This window comes from Ruminococcus sp. AF31-8BH, assembly GCF_003460605.1.
Classification (GTDB): domain Bacteria; phylum Bacillota; class Clostridia; order Lachnospirales; family Lachnospiraceae; genus Blautia_A; species Blautia_A acetigignens.
Genome location: NZ_QTVN01000006.1, coordinates 178,951 through 198,474, shown reverse-complemented (window position 1 = coordinate 198,474; position 19,524 = coordinate 178,951). Strand labels below are relative to the sequence as shown.

Genomic DNA, 19,524 nt, shown 5'->3' with positions numbered 1-19,524 from the left:
AATAATAATGTTATTTAGTATAGTTGTTCCAGTTTATAACGTAGAAAAATATCTAGAAGAATGTTTGAATTCTATAATTAAACAAATACTGCAGATATCAGAATCTTGTGAAATTATATTAGTTAACGATGGATCAACGGATTCTAGTGGAGAAATTTGTAACCGATATAATGCTATGTATCCTAATATAGTTAAAGTATTTCACAATTCAAATCATGGTTTACTTATGACTAGAAGGTTTGGATATAAAAAGGCGAAAGGAGAGTACATAGTTAATTGTGATTCAGATGATGTACTGGAATCGGACTTTTTTAAATCTTTAGTGGAAACAATTAAAGAATATTCAAGACCAGACATGATTATGTTTAATCAGTATTTATACGATGGACAGGATAAAAAAGTTGCTTTTGACAATATTTTATCGAAAAAAAATGTAAGTGTTGTTTCAAAGGAAGATGTGTTACGCCAATTTTTAATGGGAAATAGTTTGGTTAGCATATGTGGGGCTGTATATAAAAGAACTTGCATTGATATCGATAAAAATTATTTAATGTATGCACATGTTAGTAATGGTGAAGACAGTCTTCAAAAGATTGAATTGTTTGATTATGCAGAGACATTTGTTTATTTAAATAAAGCTCTTTATAACTATCGAATGGGGTCCGGAATGACCACAAAATTTGATGCGAATTACTATGGTTCATTTAAAGTTGTATTTAAAGAAATAATAAAAAGAAAGGAAAAGTGGAATCTACCAGATTTTGAATATTTATTATCAATAAAAGTGTTGTCAACGGTAGGACGTGCCATTACGCAGACAAGATTGAAAAGGTGGAAAAATTACAACGATCATAAAAAATATTTACAGAAAATTAGAAGAGATGATATTTTGAATGAATATATTGTAAATGTAAATGTAATTAAAAAACAGATACAAAAATCACATTTTGTTTTTTTGATTTTGCTAGAAAAGCATTTGTATTGCATAATTATTGTTTTGCTTAATTTGAAAAATTTATCTGAAAAAATCGGGATGGGAAAATGAAAAATTATACAGTAAATAAAATGGATATTTTAGCAGTCCTATTTTGGATTATGATAATGGGATTCTATACGCCGTATCAAGCAATATATTATGTTTATCAAGCTACTGTAGCAATAATAATTTTCATAGCTGCTTTTAGTGAAATAAAAGGAGCAATAAAAAATGGTGTTATATTGTTATATCCATGTGGAATAGTTATTTCCTGTATTTTAAATAAAAATAATATATTATATACACAAATGATGCGAGGCTTTATATATGCATTGATTATTTTAGATGCATTTTTATTCTTAAATAAATTTGTAAAAAAACGTGGTTCAGATAGGCTGATTGCTATATTTTATAAGATGAGTTTGCTTTACTTTATTATTAGTATTACTTGGATTATAGTATTAGCTGTAAATAAAAGATTGGAGTTTGCAATACAGAATGAGCAATTGTTTTTGGGAGGAAAATTTCCAACAGTATATTGCTTGATCTTCTTTTTGATGTTTTTTTGTTTACACTGGTCTGGGGATAAGGTTTTTCATTATAAGGCTAAAAAATATGTATTTATAATTTTATCTATTTTGTGTATTATCTTATCTTATATACTGGAAGTATCTACGGGTATAGTGGCAATAGTTTTATTCTCCATTTCAGTGTTATTTTTTGACAAAATTATAAAGCTTATAGGTAATCCGGTTGTAGCTATCATAGCAATGAGTATATCAATGGGAGCAATTTTTGTACTTAATGCTATTTTGGCATTACCAATTGTTCAAACATTAATTGTTAAAATTTTGCATGAAGATTTAGGCTTAACAGGAAGAATGCGTTTGTACACATTACTATATTCGCTTCTTGTAAAAGCAGGAATTTTCGGAAATGGTTTTGGAAGCTATGTTACTACTTCTCTTGAATATCATGGATGGGCAAATGCACAGAATGGCTTAGCTGAAATAATTTTAACGTATGGTTGGTGGGGCGCAATATCACTTTTGGCAATTGTATTTAATAGATTAAGACAACGTAAGGTAGAATTAATCCCATTAAACGCAGCTTTGTTAACATTTATTGTAGTTTCAGTAATAGAGATTCCATATGATGCAAAATTTATTCTACTAATAATGATGTTTGGAGTAATAGATTCAAGGAATGTAGAAATAAAATCTAAATTTCCAAGGAGATTTAGAATAAAAAAATAAGAAGGAAAATTAATATGAATCCAATGGTAAGTATATGTTGCTTGGCATATAATCAAAAAAAATATATTGGAAAAACAATTGAGAGTTTTTTAACTCAAAAGACATCATTTGAGTATGAAATAATAATTCATGATGATGCTTCTTCGGATGGAACGCAGGACATTATTAGAGAATACGCAGAAAAATATCCGCATAAGATAATTCCAGTGTTTCAAAAACAGAATCAATATTCTAAAGGCGTGGAAAATAGTATCACTTTTTGTTATCCAAGAGCAAGAGGAAAGTACATAGCGCTTTGTGAAGGGGATGATTATTGGTGCGATGATTATAAGTTAGAAAAGCAAGTGGCAATTTTTGAATCAAATCCAGAATGTACTTTTATTTTTTCAAATGGCTATTCTTATGATGAAAAAAATAATAAAATGACCTCTTTTTTGCCAAGAATAGAAAAAGAAAGACAGATAGCTTCATATAGTCATTTTATGAATTTAAGTGAAAATTTGAAATTTAGTTTTATACCTACAGCTTCTTTTATATTTAGAAAAGAAACATTAGATCGATTACCAAATGGATTTAAAATTTATTGCCCGACAGGTGATTTAAGAACTCGTCTTTATCTAATAGGACAAAAGAAAGCATATTATTTTAAGGATAAAATGGTTGTATACCGAGAAAATACGCCAGGATCGGTAATGGCTAGTTGGAAAAAATTAAATACGGATCAAGCCTATAAAAATTTTAAGTCTATTGTAGATATGTTAGAAAGAGTTAATGTATATACCAATTTTGAATATTCGGATGCTATAAGAGAATACGAAATACCACATAGGAAGGCATTACTTTTAAATACAAAATCTTTTCATGATTTGCTGGAAAGAGAGAATAAAATAGTGTATAAGAATTGCACTATTTTAGAAAAGATGAAAATATTAGGGAAAATAGTTTTGCCCAACACAATTTGTGATATATTTAAAAAGGAATAGGTATAATTTAGCGTATGCAAAGAAAAGGAAATGTGATTTCAAATTTTTTATGGCGATTTGCTGAGAGATGTGCCGCCCAGTTAGTAACTTTAATTGTATCAATTATTCTTGCACGTATTTTGACTCCGAGTGATTTTGGAACAGTTTCGTTGGTTATGGTTTTTACTACAATTATGCAAGTTTTTGTAGATAGTGGACTTGGAACTGCACTTATTCAAAAAAAGAATGCTGATGATCTTGATTTTTCATCAGTATTTTATTTCAATTTTGCGGTATGTCTTATCCTATATGCTGGAATGTTTATAGCCGCACCATATATTGCTGGATTTTATAATGATGTTTCATTAACGCCAATTATTCGAGTAATAAGCTTAACGATAGTTATATCAGGAGTAAAGGGAATACAGCAATCATATGTATCGCGTAATATGCTATTTAAAAGGTTCTTTTTTGCAACATTAGGAGGGACGATTTTTTCAGCATTTTTGGGAATTGGCATGGCGTATGCAGGTTGTGGGGTGTGGTCTATTGTTGCACAGCAACTTTCTAATACGGCGATTGATACATTAATTCTTTGGATTACTGTTAAATGGCGCCCAAAAAAGATGTTTTCATGGAGTCGCCTTAAAAGTTTACTTTCCTACGGTTGGAAGCTACTAGCGTCTTCGCTCTTGGATACGGTTTATAACAATCTACGAAATTTAGTGATTGGCAAAATTTATACATCGGCTGATTTAGCTTACTATAATCAAGGCGATAAGTTCCCAAAAGTTGTTATTACAAATATAAATGCTTCTATAGATAGTGTTCTTCTTCCATCTATGTCAGGAGAACAAGAAAATTGTGAACGCGTGAAAAGTATGACACGACGCGCAATAAAAACAAGTACATATATTATGGCGCCTTTAATGATGGGATTATTATTTTGCGCTGAACCTATTGTCAAGTTACTTTTAACTGAGAAATGGCTTCCGTGTGTTCCGTATTTGAGAATTTTTTGCTTCACATATATGTTTTGGCCAATTCATACAGCAAATTTGAATGCAATTAAAGCTATGGGAAGAAGTGATTTTTTTCTAAAACTGGAAATCATAAAAAAGGTAATGGGTTTGGCTTTGTTATTGTTTACAATGCGAATTAGTGTTATGGCGATGGCGTATAGCTTAATTGTATCAGGAATATTGAGTCAGATTATTAATTCATGGCCCAATTGGAAATTATTGAATTACAATTATTTTGAACAATTAAGGGATATATTGCCGTCAATTATTATTGCAGTTGGTATGGGAATCTGTGTTTACTTTATAAGTTTTATTCCAATGCCAACAATTGTTACACTGTTAATTCAAATTGTTATTGGTGCTGTCATTTATATTGGTGTATCTGCGGCATTGAAGCTGGAGGAATTTGAGTATTTATTTGGAATGATTAAATCATTTCTTAAAAGATAAGGAGCTTCCTGTATACTTTAAAGAGTAAAAGGAATTGACCAAAAAGAATACCTCAAGTAAATTTAGATTATTACTGACCGGCCAGTTAGTAAAAATCTAAAGTACAAGAGGTATCTGAAATGAATGTTAAAACAAATAAGACAAAAAAGCAAGCAAATGTAGAAAATCAGGCAGTTAATCTTTTATCAAAAGAAGAACTCTGCAAACGGATTGAAGGTGTTGAAAAAGAATTAAAATCGTATACCTGGAGAGAACTGAAAACAAACGGTAAATTTGCAAAAAATGATAAACTTTCCTTTATCACGGATGACATGCTTATAGTTGGATGCGATATAGGCAGTGAAACTCATTATATAAGAGCAATCGACATCCGAGGAAGGGAATTAAGCAGAAAAGCATTTGAATTCGGCAACACAGCAGAAGGCTTTGAAGCAGCTAAAGCATGGATGCTGGAGCTTGCGGTACAGAATAGAAAAAGCCAGATTGTCCTGGGGCTTGAACCGACTGGCCACTACTGGTTTACACTGGCTGCATGGCTGATCACAGCTGGAATCAGCGTTGTCCAGGTGAATCCATATGCTGTAAAACAGAGCAAGGAAATCGAAGACAACAGCCAGCTCAAGGATGACAGAAAGGATCCTAAACTGATTGCGAATCTTGTAAAAGATGGGAATTTCGGAATGCCTTATCTTCCGGAAGAAACCTATGCAGACATGAGAAAACTTTCGATGTTCAGGGATCAGCTTACAGAAGACCGTATTAGAAATATTAACCGTCTTCACAGGGAGCTTAAGATCTATTTCCTGGAATACATGGACGCATTTGGAAAAATCGATGGTACATTTGCGTTGGAAGTATTGAAAGTGTCGTGTATTCCATCAGAGATTACAGAACTGGGGACAGAAGGTCTGAGGAACATCTGGCATGAAGCGAAGCTAAGAGGACGCGGCTATAGCAGAGCCAGTGAAATCGTGGAGTATGCAGAAAAAAGCGTAGGACTGAAAGATGGATCCAGTGTCGGTCGTGAGACAGTGAAGTGGTTTGCAAAAGAAATCATGAAACTGGATGAACAGCTTGCCTGGATAGAGAATACCCTGCATAAAAAATGCATGGAAATACCTTATGCAGAAAATATCCTGGAAATCAAAGGCGTGGGTGAAAATATTTTAGCCGGAATTGTGGCAGAAATGGGAGACATCAGCAGATTTGATGATGTAAAAGAAATCCAGAAATTAAGCGGGATGAGTCTTGTAGCATACAGTTCAGGTAAGCACAAAGGGCAGACAAAGATCAGTCACAGGGGACGCAAACGGCTCCGGTACTGGCTGTTCCAGGCGGCAAGATCAGCAGTTTCCCATGCCGAAGAATTTAAAGAACTGCATGTATATTACACAACACGCGCTGACAACCCGCTGAAAAAGATGCAGTCCCTGATAGTGATAGCCTGCAAGATATTAAGAGTAATATACACCATCCTGAAGACAGGAAAAGACTATGATCCGCAAAAAATGTTAAAGGACATCAAACGGCCAAAAGCTGCATTAGCCGCAAAAGCAGCATAAAGAGCAAAAACAGTGAATACTTCCAGAACTCTGTCGAGTCTGTGATGATCCGAATTGGAGACTGGACAGGGTTCTGGAACAGAAACCCGTAAACGATGAGGTCTGAAACGGACCACATCAGCCAAAAGACTAACAGGAATCTGTAATGGTATAGTGTCCACTGAGTAAATCAGTACCATAATAGATGAATGCAGGTCAGTAACAATCAAACAGAAAAAACAAGAGCTGTAGCCGGCATCGGTGTTTACCATAGGGCCTGGACCCTGTTTAGGAGCTTGGCTGGCACTCAGTGTATGGTAGATGGGATGAAGGAAGTTGGGACATGATCCCTTTGGACACGGAAGGTTCATCATCATAGTTGATCAGAGGGAAAATAGCCTTTATAAAGCAAACAAAAGGGATGCTTTTAAAACTATATCCATTTATCAGCTATTCGGTACATGATACTACGATATCCATCACTCCCGGCTCTGTTTTTGAGGTAAATAAAAATCGTCAAAGTCTATAAAATCAATAAATTTAGGCTTGACAGAATAGGGAGGTTATTGTATGGAAAATAAAATTCTTGTGACACGTTCATCAATGCCAGAACTTGACGAATACATGAACGAAATCACCCCAATGTGGGATAGTCATTGGTTGACGAACATGGGGCCAAAGCACAAAAAACTTCAGGATAATTTGTGTGAATACCTTGGAGTTGAGAATATTGACTTGTTGACGAATGGCCATATGGCATTGGAACTTACTCTTCAGGCAATGAATTTACAGGGAGAGGTAATCACGACACCATTTACATTCGCATCTACAACCCATGCAATTGTTCGTAATGGTTTGACACCTGTATTTTGTGATATTGATCCTGAAACATATTGTATGGATGCAAGTAAAATTGAAAAGTTGATTACAGACCGTACATGTGCGATTATGCCAGTCCATGTATATGGTAATGTTTGTAACATCGAAGAAATCGAACGTATTGCTCATAAATATGAGTTGAAAGTTATCTATGATGCTGCACATACGTTTGGTGAATCTTACAAAGGAAAAGGAATCGGATCTTTTGGAGATGTTTCTTGCTTTAGTTTTCATGCGACAAAAGTTTTTAATAGTATTGAGGGTGGCGCTGTATGCTTCAAGGATAAACAACTTGGGGCTAAACTTTATGAATTAAAGAATTTTGGTATTCATGGTCCAGAAGAGGTTCCTGCGGTTGGAGCGAATGCAAAAATGAACGAGTTTTGCGCAGCAATGGGACTTTGTAATTTACGTCACGTAGATGAAGAAATTGCAAAACGTAAGGCTGTGGTTGAAAGGTATCGTGAACGTTTAGAAGATGTGGAAGGCATCCAACTTAATTGCATTCAAAATGATGTTAAAAGCAACTATGCATATTTTCCAGTTGTTTTTGAAGAAAGGCTGTATGGTGCAAGTCGTGCAGAAGTTTTTGATAAGTTGGCGGAAAATGGAATTGGAGCAAGAAAATATTTTTATCCACTGACTAATACATTTGAATGTTTTCACGGAAAATATGATGTAACAGAGACGCCAGTTGCATTACATATTAGCAAACGGGTTTTAACGTTACCATTGTATGCTGATTTGGCATTAGAAGATGTGGATAGGATTTGTGATATTATATTGGGTTGCAAGTATTGAGGAGAATGGACAGAATGAAAAAATTAATGATTTTAGGAGGCTCACGATATGCTCTCCCTGTAATTAAAGCAGCAAAAAAACTTGGAATTTATACAATTACAGCTGATTATCTTCCAGACAATGTCGCGCATAAGTTTTCTGATGAATATGTTAATGTAAGCATTATTGATAAAGAAAAAACCCTTCGGGCAGCAGAAGAATGTAATATTGATGGTATTATGTCTTTTGCCTGTGATCCAGGTGTTATTACTGCTGCTTATGTAGCGGAAAAAATGGGACTCCCTAATGTTGGTCCATATGAGTCGGTCTGCATTTTGCAAAATAAAAGTAAATTCCGTGATTTTTTGACAAAGAATGGTTTTGCAGTTCCGACTGCAAAGGGATATAAAAATGTTGTTGATGCGCTTGCGGATATTGAGATGTTCCATTGGCCAGTTATTGTAAAGCCGACAGATTCTGCTGGCAGTAAGGGTGTTACACGTGTAGATGAACCAAAAGATTTGGAAAAGAGTATTCAGTATGCACTTTCGTATTCTCATTCAGATGAGTTTATCATTGAAGATTTTATTACACAGCATGGTTACTCCTCTGATACAGATAGTTTTTCTATTGATGGTGAATTGAAATTTGTTTCTTTCGATTGTCAGCGGTTTGATCCTGAAGCTAAAAATCCCTATACACCAGCGGCATATAGTTGGCCATCTTCAATGTCAGTAGAGCATCAGGAAGAATTGACAAATGAGATTCAAAGACTTTTAAAATTGCTGAAAATGAGAACTGCAGTTTATAATATTGAAACTCGCGAAGGAACAGATGGAAAAGCATATATCATGGAATTGTCTCCACGAGGAGGCGGTAATCGGTTGGCAGAGTGCCTTCGGTATGCAACTGGTGTTGATATGATTACCAATATGGTTAAATATTCTGTTGGATTGCCAATTGAAGAAATTTCGCAACAACCATATGATGGTTGTTGGGCAGAAATTATTCTTCACAGTGATGAACCTGGTGTATTTAAGGAACTTTGGATTTCAGATGAAATTGTAGATAACGTTGTGGAGCGCGACCTTTGGATTGAAGAAGGTACATCGGTTGGAGGCTTTGAAGCTGCAAACGAGGCAATTGGTACTTTAATACTTAAATTCGAAAATCAGGAGAGAATAGAAGAAGTTCTTGGAAATCAAAGTAAATATGTAAAAGTACAATTAATGTGATAAAGAGAAAGGGGTTTATATGAAAAAAATAGTTGTTTTTGGAGCAAGCGGAGATACAGGACAGTATTTTGTTAAGTATTTTTTGGAACATTATACGGGCGATGAATATGAAATTATCGCAACAGGTACTCGTGAAACTAATTATTTTAATCAATTCAAGGTCTCTTATTATCAGGTTGATATTACAAAAAAAGATGAATTTTCAAAGCTGCCGAAAGATGTTTATGCTGTAGTTGATCTTGCGGGGGCAATGCCGGCTAGAATGCAGGGATACGATCCCTATAAATATATTAATGTTAATATTACAGGGAATTTAAATATTCTTGAATATTGCAGGGAAAATGGAGTAGATCGTATCCTTTTTGCACAGAGCTTTGGTGATATAAAGGATTATGGAGAGGAGGATCCTCTGTTAACAGTGGACTTACCTCGCAAGTTTAGTTTTACAAGTGATCATACAATTTATGTTATGTCCAAAAATTTTGCGGTTGATATGATAGAAAACTATCATCAAATGTATGGTCTAAAGAGATTTATATTCCGGTTACCGACTATTTATCTGTATTCTCCTGTAGATACATTTTATGTAGATGGTAAGGTTAGAAAAATTGGTTATCGTTTATTGATTGACAAGGCAAGAGCTGGTGAAACAATAGAGGTTTGGGGCGATTCTAGCCGCGTAAAAGATATGGTCTATGTTAAGGATTTTTGCCAGATGCTTTTTAAAGCTGTTTTTGTCGATAGAGAGTGTGGATATTATAATGTTGGAACTGGAGTTGGCACATCTCTTTTAGATCAGATTAAAGGAATGGTAGATGTTTTTAGTGAGGAGGGAAGAAAGTCTAAAATAGTTATGAGACCAGACAAGCCTAATGCGCCGCAATATATTATGGACATTACACCTGCAGTAGAAGAACTTGGGTATAAGCCTCAGTATAGTTATTTGGAAATGTTACGTGATTTCAAAACTGAAATGGAGCTTGCAGAAAATCGTTTATTGCAAAAATAGAATGGATAGTTTACAGCTGGAATAATGTGGAGCACAATCAAAATAATTAATATATAAATTTTTTCCCCTACATCCTCCACGCCTTCCGATACTCCCCCGGTGCCACCCCTTCCGTCTTCTTAAACACCCGCGAGAAGTAATTAGCATCACTCATCCCGCATTCCTGCCCAATTTTTTCTATGGGGAGGTCGGTGAAGCGGAGGAGCTGTTTGGCGTGGGTGACGCGGACCTGGATCAGGTAGCTGTTGACCGGGGTGCCGAACTGGTCCTTGAAGCTGCGGGTTAAATAAAATTTGTTAATAAAATATTGGGATGAGAGCTGATCTAAGGTGATTTTTTCTGCATAGTGGGTGTCGATGTATTCCTTGACAGACTGCAGGTTGCGCTTACGGCTTTTGTCTGAACTATGACTGGTAAGACTGTGTGACTCTTCCATGAGAAGGGACAGCAGGCTTACCAGTTTTTCGTATATTTTCATATCCCGGCTGGTGGAATTGGAATCAGTAAGATCAAAAATGGTATGGTAAATCTGGGTGTACGCCTGCTGGTCAGCGGTGTGGAAGCAGGGGCGTCCGCCACGGGAAGCATATTTTTCATAGATCGCGGTCATGTTGGGACCGTAGAAGTGGATCCATTTCAGTGACCAGAGATCATCTTCCGAAGTAAGGTGGGAATAGGATTTATGGCAGTCTATGAAAACACAGTCCCCGGCATGCAGGTTATACACAGTTTTTTGGTATACCAGCTTTCCGGAACCGGAGGTTACCAGGAAGAAGAGAAAGGAAGCAAGGTTTTCACGCTGGCTGGTGTGGGGCTTCCTGGCCTGAAGCTCGCCGATCTCCTGGAGATGAATCAGCTGGGACTTTGCAAATTTGGAGGGGGTATAGATCACACGCTGTGAAGTTACCAGATCTCCGTGAAATAGTGAATTATCCATAGTCTTGAATTCCTTTCTTCGCTGACAGCTATCTTAACACACGTTCTTAGTATTAGTTTAACTGTACATCACCAAACCAGAAAAGTCAATATAATGCTACAACATGGCAAGATATACACTTAAATCTCTCTGATTTTTCCAGTATGATATGGAAAGTTAATAAATAAAAGAACGTTTGGAGGAGATTATGAAGAAAGCATTGATTACAGGTATCACCGGACAGGACGGGTCTTTCCTGGCGGAATTGCTGATTGATAAGGGCTATGAGGTTCATGGGATCGTGAGAAGAGCTTCCATTTCAAACACTGGCAGGATTGATCATCTTCTTGCAGAACATAAGGTAACTTTGCATGATGGGGATTTATCGGATTCCTCTTCCCTGATCCGGATCATCAATATTATCCAGCCGGATGAGATCTATAATCTGGCAGCACAGTCCCATGTGCAGGTATCCTTTGATGTCCCGGAATATTCCGGGGATGTGGATGCGCTTGGCGTGCTCCGTATTCTGGAAGCCGTGAGGATCTTAGGGCTGGAAAAGAAAACCAGGATTTATCAGGCGTCTACCTCCGAGCTGTATGGAAAAGTGGAGGAGGTTCCGCAAAGAGAGACCACACCTTTCCATCCTTACAGCCCTTATGCAGTTGCCAAGCAGTATGGCTTCTGGATCACAAAGGAATACAGGGAAGCATATGGAATGTTTGCTGTGAACGGCATTCTTTTTAATCATGAGTCTGAGCGCAGAGGCGAAAACTTTGTTACCAGAAAGATCACCCTGGCAGCAGGAAGAATCGCAGAAGGGCTTCAGGACCATCTGGAGCTTGGAAATATGGATTCCTTACGTGACTGGGGATATGCAAAGGACTATGTGGAATGCATGTGGCTGATCCTGCAGCAGGAGAAGCCGGACGATTTTGTCATTGCAACCGGGGAGCAGCATACGGTCCGCGATTTTACAGAGAAGGCATTTCTGGCAAATGGGATCCGGATCCGCTGGGAGGGTGCCGGCCTGGAAGAAAAGGGCTATGATGCACAAACCGGAAAAATGCTGGTATGCGTAAATCCCCAGTGGTTCCGCCCAACAGACGTAGATAACCTCTGGGGCGACCCCACAAAGGCACGGACAGTGCTTGGCTGGAATCCCCAGAAAACAAGCTATGAGGAGCTTGTAAAAATCATGGCAGAGCATGACCGTGAGCTGGCAAAGCAGGAAGCCAGAGTGAAATGCGCACAGAACAAATAAAAGGTAATCAATGAAAGTCAGAAAGCTGGAAAGAAAATCATGATGGAAAAAAATGCAAAAATATATGTGGCAGGACACCGGGGAATGGTTGGATCTGCGATTGTAAGGGAACTAAAAAAGCAGGGCTATACCAATATCATAACCCGGACACATGCAGAGCTGGATCTTTGCCGTCAGGATGCAGTGGAGGGATTTTTTGCCCAGGAAAAGCCGGAGTATGTTTTCCTGGCAGCTGCAAAGGTTGGCGGTATTGTGGCAAATCAGACTTCCCTGGCAGATTTTATGTATGACAATATGATCCTGGAGATGAACGTGATCCATTCTGCATGGAAAAACGGCTGCAGGAAGCTGGAATTTCTTGGATCTTCCTGCATTTACCCGAGAATGGCACCGCAGCCTATGAAGGAGAGCTGCCTGCTCACATCAGAGCTGGAAAAGACAAATGAAGCCTATGCCCTTGCCAAGATCTCCGGCCTTAAGTACTGCGAGTTCCTGAACCGCCAGTATGGCACAGACTATATTTCAGTCATGCCCACCAACCTTTACGGACCGAATGACAATTACCATCCCACACACAGCCATGTCCTTCCGGCACTGATCCGCCGTTTTCACGAGGCAAAGGAACAGGGGCTTCCCTATGTGACCTGCTGGGGTGATGGCAGTCCGCTGCGGGAGTTCCTTTATGTGGATGACCTGGCAAACCTGTGCGTTTTTCTGATGAACCATTACAGCGGAAATGAGACGGTAAATGCAGGAACCGGAAAAGAGCTTACAATCAGGGAGCTTACAGAGCTGGTTGCCAAGGTGACCGGCTATAACGGGGAGATCCGCTGGGATACCACCAAGCCTAATGGAACACCCAGAAAGCTTCTGGACGTTTCCAAAAGTGCCGCGCTTGGCTGGACCTACCAGACAGAACTGGAGGATGGCACCCGTCTTGCCTATGAGGATTTCCTCCATAATCCTATGCGGGCAGAAAGATAAGGGGAGAGTTTGGCATGAATATAGTTTTATTATCAGGTGGTTCCGGGAAAAGATTGTGGCCCCTTTCCAATGATGTGAGGTCCAAGCAGTTTATCCGGATCTTCCAGGATGAAAACGGAGAGTACCATTCTATGGTGCAGCGTGTTTTCAGTCAGATCAAAAAAGCAGACCCGGAAGCTGCCGTAACCATTGCAACCTCCAAATCCCAGGTCTCTGCGATCCATAACCAGCTGGGGGAAAATGTGGGGATTTCGGTAGAACCGTGCAGGAGAGATACGTTTCCCGCGATTGCCCTGGCAGCATCTTACCTTCATGATGTGAAAAAGATCCCGGAATCCGAAGCTGTGGTTGTGTGTCCGGTCGATCCTTATGTGGAGGATTCCTATTTCCAGAGCCTGAAAAAGCTGGGAGACCTGGCAGGGAGCAGTCAGGCAAACCTGGTGCTGATGGGGATTGAGCCTTCCTATCCCAGCGAGAAATACGGATATATCATTCCGAAAACCCAGGAAGAAATAAGCCAGGTGGATGTTTTCAAGGAAAAACCGGATAAGAAAACAGCACAGGAATATATTTTACAGGGTGCGTTGTGGAATGGCGGCGTGTTCGCTTTCCGCCTTGGATATGTGCTGGCGCGCGCACATGAGCTGATTTCTTTTACAGACTATGAAGACCTTTATGAGAAATATGAGACTCTGGAAAAGATCAGCTTCGACTATGCGGTGGTTGAGCATGAAAAGCAGATCGAAGTGCTCCGGTATCACGGGGAGTGGAAGGATCTTGGTACATGGAACACGCTTACGGAGGCCATGGATGATCCCACCGTTGGAGAAGCGATCCTGAGCGATACCTGTGAAAATGTAAATGTTGTGAATGAACTGAAGGTTCCGGTTCTTTGCATGGGCTTAAAAAATGTGGTGGTGTCTGCAGGACCGGATGGGATCCTGGTGTCTGATAAGGAGCAGTCCAGCTATATAAAGCCTTATGTGGACGATATTGATAAGCAGATCATGTTTGCGGAAAAATCCTGGGGAAGCTTTCGCGTGCTGGATGTGGATGAGGAGGGGATGACCATAAAGGTTACCTTGAATCCGGGACATGGCATGAATTATCACAGCCATTCCAACCGGGATGAGATCTGGTCCGTGCTTTCCGGTGAGGGAAGGACCATTGTGGATGGAATGGAGCAGAAGGTAAAACCGGGAGACGTTGTGACCATGGCAGCGGGATGCCGCCATACGATCATTGCGGATACAAAGCTTCAGGTGATAGAGGTGCAGCTTGGCAGGGAGATCAGTGTATATGATAAACAGAAATACGAGCTTGAATTATAATACAAAAAACAGGGCATTTCAGGAGGAAATGCCTTTTCTTTTAAAACCGGCGGGAAAGGATTACCTGTGGGGAGGACAGCGCCTGCGGGCTGACTTTGGAAAAGAAAGTGTGCTCAATCCCCTGGCAGAGACCTGGGAGTGCTCTACCCATCCGGATGGGCCAAGCCTGGTGGAGTCCGGCGCTTTTGCCGGGATGCCCCTGAAGGAAGTTCTCAAAGAGCACCCGGAATATCTGGGGACCCATCCCCTTTGCAATTATACAAAGGAACAGCTGGCTGCGGGGGAACTGCCGGTCCTGATCAAATTTATCGATGCAAAGAAAGATCTGTCCGTGCAGGTACACCCTGATGATGAATATGCCAGAACCCATGAAAATGGCTCCAGGGGAAAAACAGAAATGTGGTATGTGCTGGATGCGGCGAAGGATTCTTCTTTAGTATATGGATTTTCCCAGGATATGGAAAGGGAGCAGCTGAAGAAAAGCATAGAGGATGGCACCATCGGGGAGTATCTCCAGAAGATCCCGGTACATAAAAATGATACTTTTTATATAGAAGCCGGAACGGTACATGCCATTGGTGCTGGCTGTCTGATGGCAGAAATCCAGGAAAATTCCAATCTGACATACAGAATGTATGATTATGACCGTCAGGATAAATACGGGAAAAAGAGACCCCTGCATATAGAGAGAGCCCTGGAAGTTGTAAAATTAGACAAGAGCACACCTCCAGGACAGCCCCAGCGGGTGTTAAATTACCACAGAGGGTGTGCAACAGAGCTGCTGTGCCGCTGCCGTTATTTTCAGGTGGAGCGTATGCTGTTTAATACGGAACAGTGCCGCCAGCTTCTGGAATATCATACAGACAGCACTTCTTTCCAGGTACTGCTGTGCATAGACGGATGCGGGATTATGCTGAAGGACGGAGCAGGGGAGCTGCAGTTTTTTAAAGGTGACTGCATTTTTGTCCCGGCTGGAATGGACGGGATCCGGATACATGGAAAAGGGAAAATGCTGAAGGTGGTATGCTGAGAATAATGTTATACATCAATAATAAGCTGAAGGGATTGGAATGATATGTTGTTGTATAAGGATGAGTATCAATGCTGGCTTGAAAATGCAGTTGAGGATGATCTGCATTCTCTATTAAGAAAGATGAGCCAGGAAGAGATAGAAGATGCGTTTTATAAAAATCTGGCATTTGGAACCGGAGGACTTCGGGGAACGATCGGTGCCGGGACAAATAGGATGAATGTTTACACAGTTGCAAAAGCATCCCAGGGACTGGCAGATTATCTGGTGAAAAAATTTTCCAGACCGTCTGTGGTGATCGGCTTTGACAGCCGGATCAAATCCGATGTATTTGCCAGAACTGCGGCTTCTGTATTTGCAGCTAACGGTGTGCTGACCCATTTGTGGCCGCATTTGAATCCGGTTCCCACTGTGTCCTTTGCAGTCAGATATCTGAGTGCTTCCGCAGGCATTATGATCACAGCTTCCCATAACCCCTCCAAATATAACGGATATAAGGTCTATGGGGAAGATGGCTGTCAGATTACCACAAAAGCAGCGGCAGAAATTTTAGGTGAGATTGAAAAGCTGGATATTTTTATAGATGTGAAAAGGCTGGATTTTGACGCGGCAGTTTCAGAGGGAAAGATTACATATATTTCAGAGGATGTGCTGACTGCATTTATTGAAAATGTAAAAAATCAGTCCGTTTTATTCGGAGAAAAAGTGAACCGGGATGCTTCAATCGTGTATAGCCCTTTGAATGGAACCGGTCTTATCCCTGTGACAAGAACACTGAAAGAAATGGGGTATACCAACATTACCTTAGTGGAAGAACAACGGCTGCCAGACGGAGCGTTCCCAACCTGCCCCTATCCAAACCCGGAGATCAGGGAAGCAATGGCACTGGGACTGGAATACGCCAGAAGGTGTAATGCGGATCTGCTTCTTGCCACGGATCCGGATTGTGACCGTGTTGGCATTGCAGTTAAGGATGACCGTGGAGAATATGTTTTGTTAAGCGGAAATGAAACAGGCCTGCTGCTTCTGGACTATATCTGTTCCCAGCGGGCAAAACACCATAAGATGCCGAACAACCCGGTTATGGTCAAAACCATCGTAACCATGGATCTGGCAGAAAGAATCGCAGCCGATTATGGAGTACGTACCGTTAATGTTCTAACCGGATTTAAATATATAGGGGAACAGATCGGCTTCCTGGAACAGGCCAAAAAGACGGATTCCTTTGTCTTTGGTTTTGAAGAATCTTATGGATACCTTTCAGGAAGCTATGTGCGGGATAAGGATGCGGTAGCAGGAGCATTCCTGATCTGCGAAATGTTCAGTTACTATGCAGCCCATGGAAGCAGTATCTGGGAGAAGCTTCAGGAGCTGTTTTCCCGGTATGGCTATTGCCTGAATACCCTTCACTCCTATGAATTCGACGGTCCTGCAGGTTTCGAGAAAATGAAAAACATTATGAGGCGTTTTCACGAAGAAGCTGGCCCGGGAAAGACACTTGCCAGCCTTGGAGGAAAGAAAATCCTAAAAGTCCTGGATTACAACCAGGGCCTGGATGGACTTCCAAAGTCCGATGTGCTGAAATACTTACTGGAAGACAACTGCTCCGCCGTTATCCGTCCCTCTGGAACAGAACCAAAGCTGAAGGTTTATATTTCTGTATCTGCTAAGACAAAGGCAGAGGCACAGGAGGTTGAGAGGAAAGTGGTGGGGGATGTGGAACGGGTTTTGCGATAAATGTGAACTTCCATAATAAAGTGCAACTCAAGTGAATCATACGGATTGCGAATGCCCTGAAAATACTGAAAAAATAAGGAAAAACCTGCATTTTGTTGTTGCAGAAAGTGATTACCACAACTTCAAAACATTTTTTATTACTGCCAGTGGTTCGCTTATGATTTCATGGCTCACTTCTCTTTATAAAGAACGGAAAAATAGATAATTTAGAAGGAAACTGGTGCGTGAGGCCGGAGCTTGCGATGGGGCGAAAAATAGTGGCGGTACGCTGACTTATTGACTTGTTATTTGACCTGCTAAATGGTAAAATCAAAATACATTGGGGTAGGCTGTGAAGAATTTGTTCTTTTTGCACATTACTCCAGGAGTACAGCTTCGGAAAGGAGCGTGTAAAGTGTGCTTGGATTGAAAAAGCTGCCAGTTGGGTTTGAAAGTTTTCAAGAAATTCGAAAGTTGGGCTGCTATTATGTGGACAAAACGAAACTGATAGAGCGGCTTCTTGAGAATTGGAGTAAAGTGAACCTGTTTACAAGACCTCGCCGATTCGGAAAAACCTTAAACATGAGTATGCTTAAGAGCTTTTTTGAAATTGGAACAGATGCAACATTGTTTGATGGTCTTTATATCTCACAGAATAAAGAACTTTGCAGGGAATATATGGGAAAGTAACCGGTTGTGTGCTTGTCCCTAAAAAGCGTGGACGGGCTCACATTTGAGGAGGCACAGTACTCATTGTGTGAGCTGATTGCCAGTGAAGCTAGGCGTTTCAAGTATTTGCTGAATAGTGACAGATTGGATGACGACGAAAAGAAACTGTATCGTGATTTGATTTCGCTTCAAGAGGGACGAGAAACTGTACTTGCAGTAAAGCTTAAATTTTCGCTAAAGAAAATATCAGAGCTATTATATAAACATTATAATCAGAAAGTAATTGTTCTGATTGACGAGTATGATGTGCCGCTCGACAAAGCATTTCAGCACGGCTATTATAGAGAGATGGTATCACTAATCCGAGGCGTGTTTGGTGAGGCATTAAAGACAAATGATTATCTGCAGTTTGCTGTGTTGACAGGATGCCTTCGGGTTTCCAAGGAGAGCATCTTTACGGGTTTGAATAATTTCAAGGTTTATGCTGCTGATGATGTTCAGTATGAGGAAGAATTCGGTTTCACAAAAGAAGAAGTAGCGAACCTCTTGGCTGACTACAATATGCAAGAACATTCTTCAGAAGTTAAAGAGTGGTATGACGGTTATCATTTTGGGAATGTGGACATTTACTGCCCATGGGATGTAATAAACTATGTTTTAGATCGGCTGACGGACCCGGACGCACACCCAAAATCCTACTGGATTAACAGTAGCGGAAATGACTTGGTTAAACGCTTTGTTGACAAGGCAGATACAACCACCAAAGATGAAATCGAGCAGTTGATCGCTGGGAATGCGGTTGAAAAGAAAATTCGGCTGGATTTGACTTATGATGAAATTGATAACAACATTGATAATGTATGGAGCGTTCTTTTTACAACTGGTTATCTTACACGGCTTGGAAAGAACGAAAACGGTATGTACAGTCTAGTCATCCCTAATAAAGAAGTTCGAGAGGTTTTCGTTTCTCAAATCAATGAATGGTTCAATGGAGTTGTGAAAAACGATAGCTCTTCCATAAAGAAAATCGTTTCTGGATTTCTTGAATAACTGCGCGTCGCATTCTCGTTACTTCCAGTGATGAGTTAGACGCGCAAATTTTTTTACAAAAAACAGAACAAACGTTTACACAAACAGATACATATGATATAATGTTTATATGGAAAAGATATATTTGATATAGATAAAAACAAACTTTCATATGGTAGGGGATATAGCTGTTCTTTGCAGTATCATCTTGTCTGGTGTACAAAATACAGAAAAAAGGTTTTAAAAAATGGAATCGATACAGAATGTAAAGAATTGTTACAGGGTCTTGCAGAAGAATATAAATTTCAGATCCTGGCAATGGAGGCGATACCGGACCATATCCATCTGCTTGTTTACATCGAAGGACAAAAGGAAAAAGAAAAAAGCCTGACAGAAGAAATGATTTGTTGGAGGAAAAGAGATGCAGACAGTATCCAGCTATGGCGTAGAAGTACGAAAACAGAATATCCCGATT

At 39.8% G+C, this 19,524-nt stretch carries 15 protein-coding genes and 1 pseudogene; 15 read left to right on the top strand and 1 reads right to left on the bottom strand.

Features of this window, described 5'->3' with window-relative positions; all coding sequences use genetic code 11:
• The first annotated feature begins 7 nt into the window (after positions 1–7).
• From DWZ38_RS09640 to DWZ38_RS09605, 8 genes are all read left to right on the top strand, one after another.
• On the top strand, positions 8–1,045 hold the full coding sequence (locus DWZ38_RS09640) for a glycosyltransferase family A protein (protein WP_117852092.1): 1,038 nt from the start codon (positions 8–10) through the stop codon (positions 1,043–1,045).
• A complete protein-coding gene (locus DWZ38_RS09635) occupies positions 1,042–2,232 on the top strand; it encodes a hypothetical protein (protein ID WP_117852089.1) in 1,191 nt (396 codons plus the stop codon). Before DWZ38_RS09640 ends, DWZ38_RS09635 begins: the two co-directional genes overlap by 4 nt.
• A 14-nt stretch (positions 2,233–2,246) precedes the next feature.
• Positions 2,247–3,215 (top strand): glycosyltransferase, encoded by a 969-nt coding sequence (locus DWZ38_RS09630; RefSeq protein ID WP_117852085.1) that lies wholly within the window; start codon positions 2,247–2,249, stop codon positions 3,213–3,215.
• A 14-nt stretch (positions 3,216–3,229) separates the two neighbouring features.
• Positions 3,230–4,666 carry a lipopolysaccharide biosynthesis protein gene (locus tag DWZ38_RS09625; protein WP_117852082.1) on the top strand — a complete coding sequence of 479 codons (1,437 nt, stop codon included), beginning with the start codon at positions 3,230–3,232 and terminating at the stop codon, positions 4,664–4,666.
• 119 nt (positions 4,667–4,785) lie between these two features.
• A complete protein-coding gene (locus DWZ38_RS09620) occupies positions 4,786–6,228 on the top strand; it encodes an IS110 family transposase (protein ID WP_117852078.1) in 1,443 nt (480 codons plus the stop codon).
• Between the two features lie 549 nt (positions 6,229–6,777).
• Positions 6,778–7,887, top strand: coding sequence for a DegT/DnrJ/EryC1/StrS family aminotransferase (locus DWZ38_RS09615; protein WP_021925886.1), 1,110 nt, complete (start codon positions 6,778–6,780; stop codon positions 7,885–7,887).
• A 14-nt stretch (positions 7,888–7,901) separates the two neighbouring features.
• Positions 7,902–9,101, top strand: a complete 1,200-nt coding sequence (locus DWZ38_RS09610) for an ATP-grasp domain-containing protein (protein WP_021925887.1) — start codon at positions 7,902–7,904, stop codon at positions 9,099–9,101.
• A gap of 19 nt (positions 9,102–9,120) precedes the next feature.
• Positions 9,121–10,110: an NAD(P)-dependent oxidoreductase gene (locus DWZ38_RS09605; RefSeq protein ID WP_021925888.1), complete on the top strand. Its 990-nt coding sequence runs from the start codon at positions 9,121–9,123 to the stop codon at positions 10,108–10,110.
• 67 nt (positions 10,111–10,177) lie between these two features.
• Here the strand turns inward: DWZ38_RS09605 and DWZ38_RS09600 are convergent, their stop codons facing one another.
• A complete protein-coding gene (locus DWZ38_RS09600) occupies positions 10,178–11,047 on the bottom strand; it encodes an AraC family transcriptional regulator (RefSeq protein WP_117852069.1) in 870 nt (289 codons plus the stop codon).
• Between the two features lie 187 nt (positions 11,048–11,234).
• Between DWZ38_RS09600 and gmd the strand changes: the two genes are divergently transcribed.
• The 7 genes and pseudogenes from gmd to tnpA form a co-directional block, all read left to right on the top strand.
• On the top strand, positions 11,235–12,290 hold the full coding sequence (gene gmd / locus DWZ38_RS09595; protein ID WP_117852066.1) for a GDP-mannose 4,6-dehydratase: 1,056 nt from the start codon (positions 11,235–11,237) through the stop codon (positions 12,288–12,290).
• A 39-nt stretch (positions 12,291–12,329) separates the two neighbouring features.
• A complete protein-coding gene (locus tag DWZ38_RS09590; RefSeq protein WP_117852063.1) occupies positions 12,330–13,274 on the top strand; it encodes a GDP-L-fucose synthase in 945 nt (314 codons plus the stop codon).
• A gap of 14 nt (positions 13,275–13,288) precedes the next feature.
• Positions 13,289–14,605, top strand: coding sequence for a sugar phosphate nucleotidyltransferase (locus DWZ38_RS09585; protein WP_117852059.1), 1,317 nt, complete (start codon positions 13,289–13,291; stop codon positions 14,603–14,605).
• On the top strand, positions 14,574–15,635 hold the full coding sequence (locus DWZ38_RS09580; protein ID WP_021925893.1) for a type I phosphomannose isomerase catalytic subunit: 1,062 nt from the start codon (positions 14,574–14,576) through the stop codon (positions 15,633–15,635). Before DWZ38_RS09585 ends, DWZ38_RS09580 begins: the two co-directional genes overlap by 32 nt.
• A gap of 45 nt (positions 15,636–15,680) precedes the next feature.
• Complete coding sequence (locus DWZ38_RS09575) at positions 15,681–17,372, top strand: phospho-sugar mutase (RefSeq protein WP_021925894.1); 1,692 nt, start codon at positions 15,681–15,683, stop codon at positions 17,370–17,372.
• Between the two features lie 396 nt (positions 17,373–17,768).
• Positions 17,769–19,070 (top strand): annotated as a pseudogene (locus DWZ38_RS09570) (AAA family ATPase).
• Between the two features lie 174 nt (positions 19,071–19,244).
• Positions 19,245–19,524: IS200/IS605 family transposase (tnpA, locus tag DWZ38_RS22755; protein WP_243000217.1), on the top strand; the 280-nt coding region annotated here is incomplete at its 3' end.

What these genes read in the sequence shown, in the direction of transcription:
- DWZ38_RS09640 (WP_117852092.1), top strand. Translation starts at nt 8, where the DNA reads ATGTTATTTAGTATAGTTGTTCCAGTTTATAACGTAGAAAAATATCTA.
- DWZ38_RS09635 (WP_117852089.1), top strand. Translation starts at nt 1,042, where the DNA reads ATGAAAAATTATACAGTAAATAAAATGGATATTTTAGCAGTCCTATTT.
- DWZ38_RS09630 (WP_117852085.1), top strand. Translation starts at nt 2,247, where the DNA reads ATGAATCCAATGGTAAGTATATGTTGCTTGGCATATAATCAAAAAAAA.
- DWZ38_RS09625 (WP_117852082.1), top strand. Translation starts at nt 3,230, where the DNA reads ATGCAAAGAAAAGGAAATGTGATTTCAAATTTTTTATGGCGATTTGCT.
- DWZ38_RS09620 (WP_117852078.1), top strand. Translation starts at nt 4,786, where the DNA reads ATGAATGTTAAAACAAATAAGACAAAAAAGCAAGCAAATGTAGAAAAT.
- DWZ38_RS09615 (WP_021925886.1), top strand. Translation starts at nt 6,778, where the DNA reads ATGGAAAATAAAATTCTTGTGACACGTTCATCAATGCCAGAACTTGAC.
- DWZ38_RS09610 (WP_021925887.1), top strand. Translation starts at nt 7,902, where the DNA reads ATGAAAAAATTAATGATTTTAGGAGGCTCACGATATGCTCTCCCTGTA.
- DWZ38_RS09605 (WP_021925888.1), top strand. Translation starts at nt 9,121, where the DNA reads ATGAAAAAAATAGTTGTTTTTGGAGCAAGCGGAGATACAGGACAGTAT.
- DWZ38_RS09600 (WP_117852069.1), bottom strand. Translation starts at nt 11,047, where the DNA reads ATGGATAATTCACTATTTCACGGAGATCTGGTAACTTCACAGCGTGTG.
- gmd (WP_117852066.1), top strand. Translation starts at nt 11,235, where the DNA reads ATGAAGAAAGCATTGATTACAGGTATCACCGGACAGGACGGGTCTTTC.
- DWZ38_RS09590 (WP_117852063.1), top strand. Translation starts at nt 12,330, where the DNA reads ATGATGGAAAAAAATGCAAAAATATATGTGGCAGGACACCGGGGAATG.
- DWZ38_RS09585 (WP_117852059.1), top strand. Translation starts at nt 13,289, where the DNA reads ATGAATATAGTTTTATTATCAGGTGGTTCCGGGAAAAGATTGTGGCCC.
- DWZ38_RS09580 (WP_021925893.1), top strand. Translation starts at nt 14,574, where the DNA reads ATGATAAACAGAAATACGAGCTTGAATTATAATACAAAAAACAGGGCA.
- DWZ38_RS09575 (WP_021925894.1), top strand. Translation starts at nt 15,681, where the DNA reads ATGTTGTTGTATAAGGATGAGTATCAATGCTGGCTTGAAAATGCAGTT.